The sequence below is a fragment of the Pseudomonas sp. Z1-29 genome, from assembly GCF_051131995.1.
In the GTDB taxonomy this organism is placed as follows: Bacteria; Pseudomonadota; Gammaproteobacteria; order Pseudomonadales; family Pseudomonadaceae; genus Aquipseudomonas.
This window is the reverse complement of sequence record NZ_CP071645.1, coordinates 5121593-5138972: the sequence shown is the minus strand read 5'-3', so window position 1 is coordinate 5138972 and position 17380 is coordinate 5121593. Positions and strand designations below refer to the sequence as shown.

Sequence of the window (17380 nt, the reverse complement as noted above, 5' to 3'; positions counted from 1 at the left end):
CGGCCTGAGGAGAGAAGTGCATGACGCAAGTCACGGTGAAACAACTGGCCGATGAGGTCAAAACACCGGTAGAGCGCCTGTTGCAGCAGATGCGTGAGGCAGGTCTGCCGCACACCGCCGCCGAGGAACATGTGACCGACAGTGAGAAGCAGTCCCTGCTCACTCACTTGAAGAGCAGTCACAAGGCGAAAGTGGAAGAACCGCGCAAGATCACTCTGCAGCGTAAAACCACCAGCACCCTGCGTGTTGCCGGTAGCAAAAGCATCAGCGTTGAAGTACGCAAGAAGAAAGTCTTCGTACAGCGCAGCCCGGAAGAAATCGAAGCCGAGCGCAAACGCGAACTGGAAGAACGTCGCGCGGCAGAAAATGCTGCACGTCAGAAGGCTGAAGAAGAAGCCAAGCGTCGCGCCGAAGAAGAAGCGCGTCGCCAGCCTGCTGCTGCGCAATCTGCTCCAGCCGAAGTGGTCGAGACACCTGCGGCGGCAGCTGAGCCAGTGCGTGAAAGCGCTCCTGTCCTGGCAGCTGCTCCGGCGCCGGCGGACACCCGCAAGCGCGACGAACAGCGTCGTCCGGACAAACCACGTGCCGACGATAACCGTCGTGGCAGTGGCGATGGCGAGCGCAAAAACGCTCCTCATCGTGCTTCGGTCAAGGAGAAGGCGCCTGCGCCGCGTGTTGCGCCACGTACCACCGACGAAGAAAGCGATGGCTTCCGTCGCGGCGGTCGCGGCAAGGCCAAGCTGAAGAAACGCAACGCCCACGGTTTCCAGAGCCCTACCGGCCCTGTCGTGCGTGAAGTGAAGATCGGCGAGACCATCACTGTGGGCGATCTGGCCCAGCAGATGTCGGTCAAGGCTGCTGAAATCATCAAGTTCATGTTCAAGCTGGGCACGCCAGCCACCATCAACCAGGTACTGGACCAGGAAACTGCCCAACTGGTCGCCGAAGAGCTGGGCCACAAAGTGACCCTGGTCAGCGACACCGCCCTGGAAGATTCCCTGGCCGAGTCCCTGAAGTTTGAAGGTGAAGCTGTTTCCCGTGCGCCGGTCGTGACCGTCATGGGTCACGTTGACCACGGTAAAACCTCGCTGCTCGACTACATCCGTCGTGCCAAGGTAGCCGCTGGCGAAGCCGGTGGTATCACCCAGCACATCGGCGCGTACCACGTTGAAACCGACCGCGGCATGGTGACGTTCCTCGATACCCCGGGCCACGCCGCGTTTACCGCGATGCGTGCCCGTGGTGCCAAGGCAACCGACATCGTGATCCTGGTGGTTGCAGCGGACGACGGCGTGATGCCGCAAACCATCGAAGCCGTTCAGCATGCCAAGGCTGCTGGCGTGCCGCTGGTGGTTGCGGTGAACAAGATCGACAAGCCGGGCGCCGATCTCGATCGCATCCGCAGCGAACTGTCGGTCCACGGCGTGACCTCCGAAGAGTGGGGTGGCGACACTCCTTTCGTTCCGGTCTCGGCGAAGATGGGTACCGGCGTTGACGAACTGCTCGAAGCCGTTCTGTTACAAGCCGAAGTTCTGGAGTTGACCGCTACACCTTCGGCTCCTGGCCGTGGCGTGGTCGTTGAATCGCGTCTCGACAAGGGCCGTGGTCCGGTCGCGACCGTCCTGGTTCAGGACGGTACCCTGCGTCAGGGCGACATGGTGCTGGTCGGTTCGAACTATGGCCGCGTGCGCGCCATGCTCGACGAGAACGGCAAGCCAATCAAGGAAGCCGGTCCGGCTATCCCGGTCGAGATCCTCGGTCTGGACGGTACCCCGGATGCTGGCGACGAGATGAGCGTTGTGGCTGACGAGAAGAAGGCCCGTGAAGTGGCTCTGTTCCGTCAAGGCAAGTTCCGCGAAGTCAAACTGGCTCGCGCTCACGCCGGCAAGCTGGAAAACATCTTCGAGAACATGGGCCAGGAAGAGAAGAAGACGCTCAACATCGTCCTCAAATCCGACGTCCGTGGTTCGCTCGAAGCGTTGAACGGCGCCTTGAATGGCCTGGGTAACGACGAAGTGCAAGTGCGCGTTGTCGGTGGCGGTGTCGGTGGTATCACCGAATCCGACGCCAACCTGGCACTCGCTTCCAACGCTGTACTGTTCGGCTTCAACGTGCGTGCCGATGCCGGCGCGCGCAAGATCGTCGAGCAGGAAGGCCTGGATATGCGTTACTACAACGTGATCTACGACATCATCGAAGACGTCAAGAAAGCCTTGACCGGTATGCTCGGCAGCGACGTTCGCGAGAACATCCTGGGCGTGGCCGAAGTGCGCGATGTGTTCCGTTCGCCGAAGTTCGGCGCGATCGCCGGTTGCATGGTGATCGAAGGTGTCGTTCACCGTAACCGTCCGATCCGCGTATTGCGTGAAGACATCGTGATCTTCGAAGGCGAGCTGGAATCCCTGCGCCGCTTCAAGGATGACGCTTCCGAAGTACGTGCCGGCATGGAATGCGGTATCGGCGTCAAGAGCTACAACGACGTCAAGGTCGGCGACAAGATCGAAGTCTTCGAGAAGGTCCAGGTTGCTCGCAGCCTCTGACTCGCGTACTTCAAGAGCCGTACCGGGCAGTCGCATGAATATGCGCTGCCTGGCTGGCGGACTCTAAACGCAACGCCCGGTCTGGCTTTTGCCAGGCCGGGCGTTTGCCGCTTTCAGACCTCACGGGTTTGACCGTGGGGCAGTAACAGGTAACAAGACATGGCAAAAGAATATAGCCGTACCCAACGAATCGGCGATCAGATGCAGCGCGAGCTGGCCCAACTGATCCGTCGCGAAGTCAAAGACCCGCGCGTCGGCCTGGTGACCATCACCGCTGTTGAAGTCAGCCGTGACGTCGGTCACGCCAAGATCTTCATCACGGTGATGGGTCAGGACAGCGCCGAAGAAATTGCCCAGAGCATCAAGGTGCTCAACTCGGCAGCCGGTTTCCTGCGCATGCAACTGGCGCGGGAAATGAAGCTGCGCAGCGTTCCACAGCTGCACTTCCACTACGACGAAAGCGTCGTGCGGGGCGCGCATCTGTCGGCGCTGATCGAGCGTGCCGTGGCTGAAGACAGTCAGCATCCGGCTGCCGCTGAACCCGAAGACACCAAGGAGTAATCGGTGGCTCAGGTCAAACGTATCCGTCGTAACGTCAGCGGCATCATCCTGCTCGACAAGCCGTTGGGATTTACCTCCAACGCGGCGTTGCAGAAGGTTCGCTGGCTGCTCAATGCTGAAAAGGCCGGGCACACCGGCAGCCTCGATCCACTGGCTACCGGCGTGCTGCCGCTGTGCTTCGGCGAGGCGACCAAGTTTTCCCAATACCTGCTCGATTCCGACAAGGGTTATGAAACCCTGGCGCAACTGGGCAAGACCACCACCACGGCGGATGCCGAAGGTGAGGTTTTGCTGGAGCGTCCGGTGACCGTTGGTCAGGCGGATATCGAGGCGGTGTTGCCGAAATTTCGTGGGCAAATCAGTCAGATACCGCCGATGTACTCCGCGCTCAAGCGTGATGGGCAGCCGTTGTACAAACTGGCCCGTGCAGGCGAAGTAGTGGAGCGCGAACCGCGTTCTGTTACTATTGCGCGCTTGGAATTGCTGGCCTTTGGCGGTAATACTGCACGGCTCGCCGTGGATTGCAGCAAAGGCACCTATATCCGTACCCTGGTGGAGGATATCGGCGAGCAGCTCGGCTGTGGCGCGTACGTGGCGGAATTGCGACGGACCCAGGCCGGGCCTTTCACCCTGGCCCAGACGGTCACGCTGGAAGAGCTCGAAGCGGTACACGCCGAAGGCGGCAACGAAGCGGTCGACCGTTTCCTCATGCCTTCGGACAGCGGTTTGCTCGATTGGCCGCTGCTGCAGTTCTCCGAACACAGTGCGTTCTACTGGCTCAACGGCCAGCCGGTGCGCGCTCCGGATGCGCCGAAGTTCGGCATGGTCCGGGTGCAGGATCACAATGGTCGCTTCATCGGTATCGGTGAAGTGAGCGAAGACGGGCGTATCGCGCCGCGTCGATTGATTCGGTCGGAATGACCGGAACCAGCCTGTGTAACAACAGGCTGGCGAGTGTGGCTGTTAACAGGCACGGTCACTACTCATTTATAGATACAGGGATTTGTCCCTGGCCTGTTGAAGCTGTTTCTTTGAAACAGTTTCCTGACTAAAAGGATTGCCTCATGGCTCTCGACGTTCAAGAAAAAGCTCAAATCGTAGCTGACTACCAGCAAGCTGTTGGTGACACTGGTTCGCCAGAAGTGCAAGTTGCACTGCTGACCGCCAACATCAACAAACTGCAAGGTCACTTCAAGGCCAACGGTAAAGATCACCACTCCCGTCGTGGTCTGATCCGCATGGTAAACCAGCGTCGCAAGCTGCTGGACTACCTGAAAGGCAAGGACGTGAGCCGTTACAGCGCTCTGATCGCTCGCCTGGGTCTGCGTCGCTAATCAGCGATTGCGCTAGAGGTTGGTGGTCTGTCGTACGTCAGTGGGTTTCCCGCTGGCACATGGCAGGCTCCCAGCCTCAAGTTTTATCTGGATACACGTTTTACCCTGGACAGGCGTCGGGCCGATTCCCGTCATTGCCCAAGAATTTCGCAAGAAGACAAGTTCCCCAAGAGCCACAAAGAAGGTAGGACACCGTGAACCCGGTAATCAAAAAATTCCAGTTCGGTCAGTCGACCGTTACCCTCGAGACTGGCCGTATCGCCCGTCAGGCCTCCGGCGCAGTGCTGGTCACCGTTGACGACGACGTCAGCGTATTGGTGACCGTCGTCGGTGCCAAGCAGGCCGATCCAGGCAAGGGTTTCTTCCCTCTGTCTGTGCACTACCAGGAAAAGACCTACGCCGCGGGCAAGATCCCTGGCGGTTTCTTCAAGCGTGAAGGCCGTCCTTCCGAGAAAGAAACCCTGACTTCCCGACTGATCGACCGTCCGATCCGTCCGCTTTTCCCTGAAGGTTTCATGAACGAAGTGCAGGTTGTCTGCACCGTCGTTTCCACCAGCAAGAAGACCGATCCGGACATCGCTGCGATGATCGGTACCTCGGCTGCGCTGGCGATCTCCGGCATTCCTTTCGATGGCCCGATCGGCGCTGCCCGCGTTGCGTTCCACGAAAGCACCGGCTACCTGCTGAACCCGACCTACGAACAACAGAAGGCATCGAGCCTGGACATGGTCGTGGCCGGTACTTCCGAAGCCGTGCTGATGGTTGAATCCGAAGCCAAGGAACTGACCGAAGACCAGATGCTGGGCGCCGTGCTGTTCGCCCACGACGAGTTCCAGGTGGTCATCAACGCCGTCAAGGAACTGGCCGCCGAAGCCGCCAAGCCAACCTGGACCTGGGCTCCTCAGCCAGAAGCCACCGAGCTGCTGGGCGCGATCCGTGCCGAGTTCGGCGAAGCGATCTCTCAGGCCTACACCATCACCATCAAGGCCGACCGCTATGCGCGTCTGGGCGAGCTGCGTGACCAGGTCGTTGCCAAGTTCTCCGGCGAAGAAGGCCAGCCATCGGCCAGCGACGTCAAGGCGGCTTTCGGTGAAATCGAATACCGCACCGTTCGCGAAAACATCGTCAACGGCAAGCCGCGTATCGACGGTCGCGACACTCGCACCGTGCGTCCGCTGAACATCGAAGTCGGCGTTCTGCCAAAGACCCACGGTTCGGCGCTGTTCACCCGTGGTGAAACCCAGGCGCTGGTCGTTGCGACACTGGGCACCGCCCGTGACGCGCAACTGCTCGACACCCTGGAAGGCGAAAAGAAAGACCCGTTCATGCTGCACTACAACTTCCCTCCGTTCTCGGTGGGCGAGTGTGGTCGCATGGGTGGCGCCGGTCGTCGCGAAATCGGTCACGGCCGTCTGGCCCGTCGTTCGGTCCAGGCCATGCTGCCGGCCGCTGACGTGTTCCCGTACACCATTCGCGTGGTATCGGAAATCACCGAGTCCAACGGTTCGAGCTCGATGGCTTCGGTCTGCGGCGCTTCCCTGGCCCTGATGGACGCTGGTGTGCCGATGAAGGCGCCGGTGGCCGGTATCGCCATGGGGCTGGTCAAAGAAGGCGAGAAATTCGCCGTCCTGACCGACATCCTGGGTGACGAAGACCACCTGGGCGACATGGACTTCAAAGTGGCCGGTACCGCCAAGGGCGTCACCGCACTGCAGATGGACATCAAGATCAAGGGCATCACCGAAGAGATCATGGAAATCGCCCTGGGCCAAGCCCTGGAAGCGCGCCTGAACATCCTCGGTCAGATGAACCAGATCATCGGTCAGTCCCGTACCGAACTGTCGGAAAATGCTCCGACCATGATCGCGATGAAAATCGACACCGACAAAATCCGTGATGTCATCGGTAAAGGCGGCGCGACTATCCGTGCGATCTGTGAAGAAACCAAGGCTTCGATCGACATCGAAGACGACGGTTCGATCAAGATCTTCGGCGAAACCAAGGAAGCGGCAGAAGCAGCACGCCAGCGCGTCCTGGGCATCACCGCAGAGGCCGAGATCGGCAAGATCTACGTCGGCAAGGTTGAACGCATCGTCGACTTCGGTGCGTTCGTCAACATCCTGCCTGGCAAGGACGGTCTGGTTCACATCTCCATGCTGAGCGATGCTCGCGTCGAGAAAGTGACCGACATCCTGAAAGAAGGCCAGGAAGTGGAAGTGCTGGTACTGGACGTGGACAACCGCGGCCGTATCAAGCTGTCCATCAAGGACGTTGCAGCAGCCAAGGCGTCGGGCGTTTAATCACTCCCTCGCTTGACCGCTGAACAAGCAAACGCCCCGACTGGTTCGGGGCGTTTTGCTGTGTGCTGAAAATCCCTTCAGGGCAGGTTGCCTGTCCCCCGGGGACGATGCTAGGTTTAGCCACCGCCCGTGTAGCTCAGTCGGTAGAGCAGCGCACTCGTAACGCGAAGGTCGCAGGTTCGATTCCTGTCTCGGGCACCAATCCCCCCTGGTTATTTCACCTTCCTGCTCAGTTCCTCGACCGTGCGTTTGAGCTGTGTCAGCTCGTTGTCCTGATCGCTGAGCTGCCGTTTCAGGGACGAAATTTCGCTGCTGCTCGAACTTGAGCTGGAACCGCTGTTGCGCTTGAGTTCTTCCACTTGCTTGCCAAGGTCGTTCAGATCGCGTTCCTGTTCCTTGATGATGCGCTTGAGATCGTCTATCTCCTTGCTGCTGGAGGTGGAGCTGGAGCCACTGTTGCGTTTGAGTTCTTCGATTTGTCGGGCCTGCTCGCCAAGGGTGCGCTTCTGACTGTCCAGCTCGGCGGTGTTGTCCTTGACTGCTTCTGGTAATTTTTCCAGGTCACCCACGTTGATATTGGTCTTGATCAGAACATCCTTGTCGAATGAGTTGCGAAGCAGCGGGATCGTGTCAGACGGCAGAGGGGGGCCGGAGGAAACTTCGACAGCCGCTTGAACGGCACCGATCAAGCTCAGGCTGCCGAGCAGGAGGGACGTGGTAGCAAACCGGGTCGACGAGCGTTTCGCAAGACTGCGCATCATTGGGTTCCTGAAGAAGTGCCGATATGGCACATCGCTACGACTGGTTGCCATGACAAATGTTCCTGGGCACCTTGCCGTCAGGCATGAAATTTTTTCTGCGGTGGATGTAAAGAGCCGTGTAAATCGTTGCCAAAACATCCTATATTCGTCACCTGCATGAGCATCGCCCAGCAGTTTTCAGATGATCCACGAATGGTTCTGAAGGCCAGGAAAACCGAGCTTCCAACGGCTTCCTGCGTCAGAGAGATCCTTGATGATCCAGATCCATCTTCCATTCCCAGATCAGCGAGAACGCCATGACCGCTAAAGAATTGTCCCAAGAAGCCAGGCACGAAGAAGCCCTGGAAAAGTACCTCGAAGAAACGCCGCAGTTGCGCGATGAGATCAAGGACTTGTCCGCCGATGACCAGAAAGACCAGGTCCAGTGGGCGTTCGAGGATGAGGCCGAAGCCCAGGGCCTGCAGCCTTGGGAGCTGACGCTCAAGTACACCAGTACGCCGGAAGAGTTCGAGGCGCAGCGCCTTGTCTTGCACAAGGAGGCGGCCGAGGTGTTGGGTGTGGATTGGGATGAGTACTGCGAGATGAATAATCTGGTGGTCTGAAAAAAACGCCAGCCTCTTAAAGGCTGGCGTTTTTTTTTGTCAGAGGCTCAAGCGCATCGACAGGTCCACGGCTTTGACGTCCTTGGTCATCGCACCGATGGAGATATAGTCCACGCCGGTCTCGGCAATCGGGCGCAACGTGCTTTCGTTGATGCCGCCGCTGGCTTCCAGTTTCGCCTTGCCGCCGTTCAGGCGCACGGCTTCGCGCATGTCGTCCAGGCTCAGCTCGTCGAGCATGATGATGTCGGCATCGGCCGCCAGCGCTTCTTTCAATTCCGCCAGGCTTTCCACTTCGATCTCCACCAGCTTGCCCGGTGCGATCTTGTGGGCGGCGCTGATGGCCTGGGCAATGCCACCGCAGGCGGCGATATGGTTTTCCTTGATCAGAAAGGCATCGTAAAGGCCGATGCGATGGTTATGGCAGCCGCCGCAGGTGACCGCGTACTTCTGGGCCAGGCGCAGCCCGGGCAGGGTCTTGCGGGTATCCAGCAGCTTGACCTGGGTGTCGGCAACGAAATCCGCCAGGTAGCGGGCCCGGGTGGCAACGCCCGAGAGCATCTGCAGGAAGTTCAGCGCGCTGCGTTCGCCCGTCAGCAGTGAGCGGGCCGGGCCTTCGAGGTGGAACAGGGCCTGGTCGGGGCTTGCCCGGTCGCCGTCGCGCACTTGCCAATGCACCGCGACGCGGGGATCCAGTTGTCTGAACACCGCATCGACCCAGGCCGTGCCGCTGATGGTCGCGGCTTCCCGGGTGATGATGGTGGCCTTGGCCAGGCGTTCGGCGGGGATCAGTTGTGCGGTGATGTCGCCGCTGCCGATGTCTTCGAGCAACGCACGGCGCACGTTGGCTTCGATTTCGGCGGTCAGATCGGCGAGGCGTAGATTCGGCATGACGGGCTCCACAAACAAAGTGGCCGGATTATAGGGCCAGGCCGCAGGCGAACCCAAGGCGCCACTTGCGCGCTGCCGGATGAAACCTGCATTTGGTCGCATGCCCGCAACATTTTCCCGATTGTCCTGTCAGTTGTTCCGAGTATTTCGAGCTGGTTCACAAGTGTCCACTGGTGCGACAGGGTTCTTTTACCCGATAATCCGCCTTTCGATTGACGCCATGACTTTGACGTCGCGAACCGAAGAATGCCCTTTCAGGAGGCCAGGATGCACAACGACGGGAATGTAGTGCCTTTGCACAAGGCGTCTACCGATCAGGCGAGTCGCTCGCCGCTCGCCCGCCTGCCTGTGATTCTGCTTCAGGTTCGCGACAAGGCTGCGCAGCAGTTGCGCCTTGGCTTGCAGGAATTGTTCGATAATGCTGACGATACCTTGTTCGAAATGGCCGATCGGGCGCGGAACGATGTGGAGCAGAACCTCTACTTCGAAGCCATGCGAGACCTGCGGCTGAAACGCAAGAGCATCGAACGTGAATTCCTCGAGCAGTTTTTCGAGGCGTTCGTCAATCTTGCCCAGTACGATCTGACCCAGGCCACCCTTGCGCCCGTATTGGGCGCCATACCGGCCCATCCCAACCATGATGACCTCGAACGCCGGCTGGCGGTGGAAACCATGGTCACCCGGGTGCTCAGTCGCGATGGCCTGTCTCTCGATCAACTCACGGCGCGCCTCGGCGCGTTACTGTCGCGGCCCCTGGCGAACCAGCACAACCCCTTGAGCCCGGCCCTGCTGTGTGAGAATTTTCTCCAGGCCGGGCGTAACCTGGGCGTAGGCATCAAGGTCAAACTGATCCTGCTCAAGCTCTTCGAGCGGTATGTGCTCAGCGAATGCGACAACCTTTATTCCGAGGCCAATCAGCTATTGGCGGCAACCGGGATCTTGCCGGATCTGAAGGTTTCTCCGTCGCGGCGGGCCTCGGACCGTGTCGAAGAGCCTGTTCGGCCCAGCACTGCCGGGCCTGCCAGGCCAAGGGTCGACGATGTCGATGACAGCGTGCACGAAGTCTTCGCCGCTTTGCAGAAGTTGTTGGTCCAGGTGCGCGGCAGTGTCGCGCCTACCCTTGAGCCCAGTGCACCGGCCCAGCCAATCACGACCCGTGACCTTTTGCGCTTGTTGTCTCATTTGCAGCAATACGTGCCGGCCCCCTCGGTTCAGGATGACTTCGACCTGCGCAGCCAGCTTGAACAGCTGTTGACCCGGGTCAGCGTCAAGAGCGGCAAATCCCGCGTGGTCGAAGGCGCCGACGAAGATGTGATCAACCTGATCGCGATGATGTTCGAATTCATCCTTGATGACCGTAACCTGCCGGACTCCCTCAAGGCCTTGATCGGCCGGCTGCAGATCCCGATGCTCAAGGTCGCGGTGCAGGACAAGAGTTTTTTCAGTCGCAATAATCATCCGGCGCGCCGGTTGCTCAATGAAATCGCAGCGGCGGCGATGGGTTGGGGTGATTGCGATGATCATCAGCGCGACAGCCTCTACCTGCGCATCGAGCAGGTGGTGCAGCGTCTGTTGAACGACTTCGTCGACGATCCGGCGATATTTTCCGAAGTGCTGGCCGATTTCCTGGCGTTCACCAGCGACGAGCGCCGCCGCTGTGAATTGCTTGAGCAGCGCATCCGTGACGCCGAAGAGGGAAGGGCAAAGGCCGACCTGGCTCGACAGCGGGTCGAAGGGGCACTGAACCAGGTCATGCTGGGCAAAGTCCTGCCCCAGGCCGTAGTAGATTTTGTACAGCAGGCCTGGAGCCAGGTGCTGCTGCTGACCGGCTTCAAGCATGGCGAGCATTCAGCCGAATGGCGGGCCGACGTGCTGACACTGGAACAATTGGTCTGGAGTGTCCAGCATCACGAAGAGTCCGATGCGGGCCTGCGTTTGCTGGCGATGGTGCCGGAGCTGCTCAAGGCCCTGCGCGAGGGGCTGAGTCGCTCGGCGTTCGATCCGTTCGCCACCAGCGAATTTTTCAGCGAGCTGGAACTGCTTCATGTCCAGGCCCTGCAGCGGCTGGGCCAGGCAACGGAGGCTGGCGAGCCGGCGGATCTGCCGGTCATGGTCGAAGTGGCGGAACCCATCGTCCTTCGCACTGCGCCACAGACGCCCGCGCAAGAGCCGACCGTGCGCTTGCCGGCTGATGATGCAGGCCTGCTTCAGGTCGATCAATTGCGCCTGGGATGCTGGGTAGAGTTCCAGGAAGACGAAGACAACAGCCTGCGTTGCAAGCTGGCGGCAATCATCCAGGCCACCGGCAAGTTCGTTTTCGTCAACCGCACCGGCCTCAAGGTCCTGGAGCACAGCCGCACCAGCCTCGCCCTGGAGTTCCGCCGGGGAGCGGCACGTCTGCTGGACGACACCCTGCTGTTCGACCGGGCATTGGAGTCTGTTCTCGGCAACCTGCGCCAGCTCAATCGCGGCAAGTGATCGCGCAGCCGACGTAGATCGCGGCATACTGGCGGCACTCACCGTCGTCATCGAAGGAACCCGTATGCAGCTGGACCCCGTGAGCGGTTGGTGCGATGGCGTGCGTCATTGCCCTTCGCCCAATTTTAATGCGCGCCCCGAAGGCGAGATCTCCCTGCTGGTGATCCACAACATCAGCCTGCCGCCGGCACAGTTCGCGACTGGCAAGGTGCAGGAATTTTTCCAGAATCGTCTGGATGTCACGGAACATCCCTACTTTGCCGGTATTGCCGACCTGCGTGTCTCTGCGCATTTTCTGATCGAACGTGACGGCGCCGTGACGCAGTTTGTCTCTTGTCTGGAGCGTGCGTGGCATGCGGGGGTTTCGTGCTTCGAAGGGCGGGAGACGTGTAACGATTTTTCCATAGGCATCGAGCTTGAAGGCACCGATGATCTGCCGTTCACCGACGCGCAATATGTCGCGTTGGTGGACCTGACCCGGCAGCTTCGCGCGGCGTTTACGGCGATCACGGTGCAGCGCATCTGTGGGCACAGCGACATTGCTCCGGGGCGCAAGACCGATCCGGGACCGGCATTCGACTGGGCGCGCTATCGCGCGGCCCTGACAGAAGGGGAAGGACAATGAGTTTTCTGGTGTTGCTGCTGGCAGTCTGGATCGAGAAATTCTCGGCCCTGCGCCAGCGGGTCCAGCGTGACGGCGGTTGGCTGGGCGAGCTGAACAAGCTCGAAGCGAGCCCACGCTGGGTCAATCGGCCCTGGCTGGTGCTGATGGTGATGGTGCTGTTGCCGGTGGCGCTGTTGGCATTGCTGTTATGGGTGCTGGAGCCGGTGGCCTATGGTCTGCTGGCACTGCCGGTGCACCTGTTGGTGGTGATCTACAGCCTGGGGCGCGGCGATCTGTTGGCTGAACTCGGGCCGTTTCGCGACGCTTGGCGCCGTGAAGATCTGCAGGCAGCGAATCATGTGGCCAAGCGCGACCTGAACATCGATGCCGATGGCGGCGAGCAGTTGCTGGAGCGGGTCCAGGGGCACTTGCTGTGGCAGGCGTACCAGAGTTTTTTTGCGGTCATCTTCTGGTATTTCCTGCTGGGCCCGGTGGCTGCCCTGAGCTATCGATTGCTCGCCCTTGCCGCCGAACACAGCCACAACCCCGGCGTGGCCGAGCGTGCGGCGCAGCTGCGCCACGCGTTCGATTGGGTCCCGGTGCGGTTGCTGGCGGCGAGCTTCGCCCTGGTGGGCAACTTCGTGGCGGTCAGCCGGGTGATGCTGCACGAACTGCTGAACTGGAACATCAGCGCGGCCGAGCTGATCAACAAGGTCGGCCTGGTGGCCGGCGAGATCCCGAGCCCCGTCGCCGGGCCGGACGGCATCAACAGCCTGGATCGGCTGTGGGAACTGCTGTTGCGCGCGGCGGTACTCTGGTATGCCGGGTTTGCGTTGTGGACGGTGTTGGCCTAGGCAAGCGAGTCGGTTGTGGCGAGGGGATTTATCCCCGCTGGGGCGCGAAGCGGCCCCCTCGCTTTTGGAAGCCAGATACCAGGGGCTGCTTCGCAGCCCAACGGGGATAAATCCCCTCGCCACGACTGAGCCGGGTCATTCCTCTCGTTAACCTTAAGTTACAAATCTCCTCGCCGATTTAGGCTATACAGAAGCAGCGTCCGCATAGTGGCCTTCTGCTGCCTGCCCGCGCGCCTATAAAAATAAAAAATATCGGGAGACTTCCTTGTGAAGAGTTTGCTCTGGCCCGCCGTCGCCCTGATGAACCGCCTGAGCTTCGGCATGAAGTTCAGCCTGATCAGCGTGTTGTTCCTGCTGCCGATGCTGGTGACCAACTTCTTTCTGGTACGTGACTCCTACCGGGAGTTTCAGGGCACCCAAGTCGAGTTGCAAAGCCTCGACTTGCTGGGCAGCAGCCTGACTCTGCGCCGCGACCTGGAGACCTTGAACAACCTGGTGCAGATCAATGCCAGCCTGGGCCAGTCCGGCAAGGCGGGCGACGTGGAAAGCCGGATCAGCACCCTGGAGCAACAGATTCTCGCGCGCCTGCAGGGCATGCAGGCGATGGCCGCAGAGCCCGAGCACGTCAGCGCCTTCGATGCCAAGCGCGACGAAATGATTGTCGCCTTCAAGGCCCAGCAGGCCGAAAGCTCACTGCAAAGCAAAAGCGCGTTGATCGGCAGGTTGCTCAACAATGCACAAATATTTGGCCAGGTCATTGCCAGCCAGGCGGGCCTGAGCCGCGACAACCAGGGCGACATCCGCCAACTCAGCGACCTGATGGTCGGCGTGACCCCCAAGGTTACCCAGATCCTGGGTGAAGGGCGTGCGCTGGGGGCTTCGTCGTTGGGCTTGGGGTTCCTCAATTCTGCTTCGAGCACCCGGTTTGACGAGTTGCTGGTACAGGTCGAAAAACTCCAGGGCGAATATGATCTTAAATTGCAGGACGCCCTTGGCTCCAGCAAGGCGGCCGGGCAGGCGCTTGCCGAGCAGGCTGGCGCCAGCAAGAATTCTCTCAAGCAGGCCGCCGAACTGATCGAGGAACAGGTGGTGATGGCTGATACGCTCGACGCCCCCTGGTCGGCGTTTTACCAGCAGGTCAGCGGCCTGATGGAACAGACCTATCGGCTGAACGAAGTGACACTGGGTTTTCTCGGTGTCCAGTTGCAGCACCGCCTGGAGCAGAACCGCAGACACATGGTGCTGCAAGCGGTGGCATTGGCGGTGGTGTTCCTGTTGATTTTTTACCTGTACGCCGGTTTCTACGCCTCGACTCGCACCACGCTCAAGCATTTGGGCGCAATGATGGACAAGGTCGCGGCCGGCGACATGACGGTCAATTTCGTGGCTCGCAGCAAGGATGAGCTGGGCGAGCTGGGTGAAGTGTTCAACGGCACCGTGGCGAAAATCCATGACCTGATCGAGCAGGTCGGTCGCACGGTTGCCGAGGTCGAGCGCCAGGCCGGTCAGGTGCAAGCCGTGTCTGCCCAGAGCAACCAGGCCGTGGCCGGGCAGCGCAGCCAGATCGAGCTGGTCGCCACGGCGATGAACCAGATGTCGGCCACCGCCCAGGAAGTCGCCAGCAGTGCCGCCGCGGCGGTCAGCAGCGCCCATAGCGTGAACGATGAAACCCTCAGCGGGCGCGGCCTGGTTGAGTCACAGCAAAGCAGCATCGCCCGGCTGGCCAGTGAAATCGATCAGTCGGTGCAAGTGATCAATCAACTGGCCACCGACAGCCAGGCCATCAGCCGTGTACTGGACGTGATCAAGAGCATCGCCGAGCAGACCAACCTGCTGGCGCTCAATGCCGCGATCGAAGCGGCCCGGGCCGGCGAGCAGGGGCGTGGGTTCGCGGTGGTGGCCGATGAGGTCCGTACCCTGGCCAAGCGAACCCAGCAATCGACCGAGGAAATCGAGGCGATGATCAGCCGGCTGCACAGCGGCGTGGGCGCCGCCGTCAAGGCCATGGGCAGCAGTCATGAGATGGCCAGCGGCACCGTCGGCCAATCGGAAAGGGTTCAGCAGGCCCTGGAAAATATCCTCGGCGCCGTTGGCATGATCGTCGACCAGAACCAGCAGATCGCCGCTGCCGCAGAGCAACAGACGGCGGTAGCCCATGACATCGACCAGAACATCGTCGAGATCAACCGCGCCGGCGAGCGCACCGCCGAGGGCGCGCACCAGACCGAAGACGCCAGCCGCGAGCTGTCCGCGCAGGTGGTGCAGCTCAAGCAATTAATCAATGCGTTTCGGGTTTGATTCCTGTGTCCACACAGTTCCAATGTGGGAGCGAGCCTGCTCGCGAAAGCGGCATATCACTCGCAGACAGGGTGTCTGGTACACCGCATTCGCGAGCAGGCTCGCTCCCACAGGTTGTCACCAATCGAACAGTTGGCGGGCGTTGGCCGTGCTGGCCTCGGCCAATCGCTCCGGGCTGATCCCGATGATCTGCGCTAACGCCGCGCAAATCGTCGGCAAATGCGCCGGGCTGTTGCGCTGGCCGGGGAACATCGCCGGGGCCATGTCCGGTGAATCGGTCTCCAGCACCACCGCGTCCAGCGGCAGTTTTGGCAGCACCCGGTGCATGCGCAAAGCCTGCGGCCATGTCGCAGCGCCGCCGAGGCCGAGCTTGTAACCGAGCCTGATGTATTCGCGGGCCTCTTCGAAGCTGCCGGCGAAGGCGTGGATGATGCCGGTGCGGGTGGGGCGGATACGCTTCAGGGTCGCGATCACCGCGGCGTGGCTGCGGCGCACATGGATCAGTGCCGGCAGTTCGAACTCCACGGCCAGGCCCAGTTGTGCCTCGAACAATGCCTGCTGGCGATCACGGTCCAGGGTCTCGATGTAATAGTCCAGGCCGATTTCCCCCACCGCACACAACTGCCGATGCCCGGCCAGGCGGGCCAGCCAGTCACGTAAATGCTCAAGATCTTCGCCACGATGCTGATCGAGGTACACCGGGTGCAGGCCCAGCGCGGCATGCAGGTCGGGGTCGCTTTGCACGAGGTCCCAGACCCGTTGCCAGTTGTCCCGAGATACCCCCAGCAAGACCATTTGCCGAACGCCCAGGGCGCGGCTTTCGGCAAGCAGCGCCGAGCGATCCGCGTCGAAATCCGGGAAGTCCAGGTGGGTGTGGGTGTCGATCAGCTCCATGGTTCGATCCGGGAAAATCCTCAGCCTTGGTGGATACGCTGTTTGAACGTGCGGGCAATCGCCTGGACACCAGGCTGGTAGTCATCGTTCTCGATGGCTGCCAGCGCCAGTTCCAGCGCCTTGGCGGCGATCAGTTGATGCTGTTGGGACATGGCATTGACCGGCAGCGGCAGGAAATCCAGCAGTTGCGTGTCACCAAACGTGCCCAGGCGCAGCGGCCGCGACTTGAGCGGAAAATCATGCAGGGCGTCGAACACACCTTGCAGCAGTACATAGGACGTGGTGATCAGCGCATCGGGCAAATGCCCCAGGCGCGCGAGCATCTCGTCCATCAGTTGGCGACCGCATTCACGGCTGAACGACTCGCCGTGTTCGATCAACACCTGGCCGTCGAACCCGGCCAGCGCCTCGCGAAACCCCGCCGCCCGCTCCTGGCTGATGCTCAGTTCGGGACGGGCACTGATCAGCGCGATCTGCCGCGGGTGGGTGCCCAGCAGGCTACGGGTCAGTTGCAGGCTGGCCTGGCGGTCATCGCTGATCACCGAGCAGAAGTGCGCCGGTTCCATCACCCGGTCGATGGCGATGATCGGAATACCCTTGGCCTGGAGCTGACGGTAACTGTCATCCTCGGCCGGCAGGCAACTGGCGACGATCAGCGCATCGCAGCGCCGGGCGCGGAACAGTTGCAGCAATTGCCGCTCGCTGTCAGGCGCGTCGTCGGAACTGGCTATCAACAGTTGATAGCCCCGGGCGCGGGCGCCTTGTTCCAGGAGTTTGGCAATACGGGCATAGCTGGGGTTTTCCAGGTCCGGCAGGATGAAACCCAACGTCCGCGTGTGCCGGCTGCGCAGCCCGGCGGCCTGGGGGTTAGGCGTGAAGCCATGTTCTTCGACCACCGCCCGCACCCGTTCGACGGTCGCGTTGCTGATGCGTTGCTGTTCGGCCTTGCCGTTGATGACGTAGCTGGCGGTGGTGACGGACACACCGGCAAGCTGGGCGATATCACTGAGTTTCAACCCGGTTTTCCTTGTTTTTCGAGTGTGCCGCGACATTGAAGGCCCATCCTACCCGATTCGGCACGATGGTCACCCCCGAGGCGCTTTCGACAAGTTGCACTTCAAGGATGAGAGATTATCGAGTAACGTGCCAATCTTTCTAGATTAAACGTTTCAGCAAGCGTATTTTCAGGCTCTCGGGATTTTCTGGCCGCACTGCCGCGATACCGCCGGAAGCTGTCCCACACGCTAAGCTGATTCATTCAAAACA

At 60.7% G+C, this 17380-nt stretch carries 14 protein-coding genes, 1 tRNA gene and 1 pseudogene; 12 read left to right on the top strand and 4 right to left on the bottom strand.

The genetic code is table 11. From position 1 onward, the window contains the following. Positions 1-20: 20 nt before the first annotated feature. The 6 genes from infB (at position 21) to J3P84_RS23360 (ending at position 6936) form a co-directional block, all read left to right on the top strand. The gene (gene infB, locus J3P84_RS23385) at positions 21-2540 is read left to right on the top strand and encodes a translation initiation factor IF-2 (RefSeq protein WP_434626165.1); all 2520 of its coding nucleotides are present in this window, start codon (positions 21-23) and stop codon (positions 2538-2540) included. Between the two features lie 159 nt (positions 2541-2699). After that, complete coding sequence (rbfA, locus tag J3P84_RS23380) at positions 2700-3101, top strand: 30S ribosome-binding factor RbfA (protein WP_181287552.1); 402 nt, start codon at positions 2700-2702, stop codon at positions 3099-3101. Positions 3102-3104: 3 nt separating this feature from the next. Next, on the top strand, positions 3105-4022 hold the full coding sequence (truB, locus tag J3P84_RS23375) for a tRNA pseudouridine(55) synthase TruB (protein WP_434626164.1): 918 nt from the start codon (positions 3105-3107) through the stop codon (positions 4020-4022). A gap of 143 nt (positions 4023-4165) precedes the next feature. Then, positions 4166-4435, top strand: coding sequence for a 30S ribosomal protein S15 (gene rpsO / locus J3P84_RS23370; RefSeq protein ID WP_011332409.1), 270 nt, complete (start codon positions 4166-4168; stop codon positions 4433-4435). Between the two features lie 194 nt (positions 4436-4629). Continuing rightward, the gene (gene pnp, locus J3P84_RS23365; RefSeq protein WP_305496899.1) at positions 4630-6735 is read left to right on the top strand and encodes a polyribonucleotide nucleotidyltransferase; all 2106 of its coding nucleotides are present in this window, start codon (positions 4630-4632) and stop codon (positions 6733-6735) included. Between the two features lie 125 nt (positions 6736-6860). After that, positions 6861-6936, top strand: a tRNA-Thr gene (locus J3P84_RS23360). An 11-nt stretch (positions 6937-6947) separates the two neighbouring features. Here J3P84_RS23360 and J3P84_RS23355 read toward each other — a convergent pair. After that, a complete protein-coding gene (locus J3P84_RS23355) occupies positions 6948-7493 on the bottom strand; it encodes a hypothetical protein (RefSeq protein WP_434631503.1) in 546 nt (181 codons plus the stop codon). Between the two features lie 299 nt (positions 7494-7792). Between J3P84_RS23355 and J3P84_RS23350 the strand changes: the two genes are divergently transcribed. Further along, positions 7793-8098, top strand: a complete 306-nt coding sequence (locus tag J3P84_RS23350; protein WP_434602788.1) for a DUF6388 family protein — start codon at positions 7793-7795, stop codon at positions 8096-8098. A gap of 39 nt (positions 8099-8137) precedes the next feature. Here the strand turns inward: J3P84_RS23350 and nadC are convergent, their stop codons facing one another. Next, positions 8138-8986 (bottom strand): carboxylating nicotinate-nucleotide diphosphorylase, encoded by an 849-nt coding sequence (gene nadC / locus J3P84_RS23345; protein ID WP_434626163.1) that lies wholly within the window; start codon positions 8984-8986, stop codon positions 8138-8140. Positions 8987-9253: 267 nt separating this feature from the next. Here nadC and J3P84_RS23340 point away from each other — a divergent pair, with 267 nt between their 5' ends. The 5 genes and pseudogenes from J3P84_RS23340 (at position 9254) to J3P84_RS23320 (ending at position 15220) form a co-directional block, all read left to right on the top strand. Then, positions 9254-11464: a DUF1631 domain-containing protein gene (locus J3P84_RS23340; RefSeq protein WP_434626162.1), complete on the top strand. Its 2211-nt coding sequence runs from the start codon at positions 9254-9256 to the stop codon at positions 11462-11464. A 64-nt stretch (positions 11465-11528) separates the two neighbouring features. Then, positions 11529-12089, top strand: coding sequence for a 1,6-anhydro-N-acetylmuramyl-L-alanine amidase AmpD (gene ampD / locus J3P84_RS23335; RefSeq protein ID WP_434569850.1), 561 nt, complete (start codon positions 11529-11531; stop codon positions 12087-12089). Beyond that, positions 12086-12922, top strand: coding sequence for a regulatory signaling modulator protein AmpE (ampE, locus tag J3P84_RS23330; RefSeq protein WP_434626161.1), 837 nt, complete (start codon positions 12086-12088; stop codon positions 12920-12922). The genes ampD and ampE overlap by 4 nt, the downstream gene beginning before the upstream one ends. A 300-nt stretch (positions 12923-13222) precedes the next feature. Then, positions 13223-14314, top strand: a pseudogene (locus J3P84_RS23325) (methyl-accepting chemotaxis protein); the annotation flags it as partial. Then, positions 14291-15220 (top strand): methyl-accepting chemotaxis protein, encoded by a 930-nt coding sequence (locus J3P84_RS23320; protein ID WP_434631500.1) that lies wholly within the window; start codon positions 14291-14293, stop codon positions 15218-15220. The pseudogene J3P84_RS23325 and the gene J3P84_RS23320, both read left to right, overlap by 24 nt. Positions 15221-15337: 117 nt before the next feature. Here J3P84_RS23320 and J3P84_RS23315 read toward each other — a convergent pair whose 3' ends face one another. Continuing rightward, positions 15338-16114 carry a TatD family hydrolase gene (locus J3P84_RS23315; protein ID WP_434626159.1) on the bottom strand — a complete coding sequence of 259 codons (777 nt, stop codon included), beginning with the start codon at positions 16112-16114 and terminating at the stop codon, positions 15338-15340. Between the two features lie 20 nt (positions 16115-16134). After that, entirely contained in the window at positions 16135-17130 is a 996-nt protein-coding gene (gene cra / locus J3P84_RS23310) for a catabolite repressor/activator (protein ID WP_434626158.1), read from the bottom strand. Between the last annotated feature and the right edge of the window lie 250 nt (positions 17131-17380).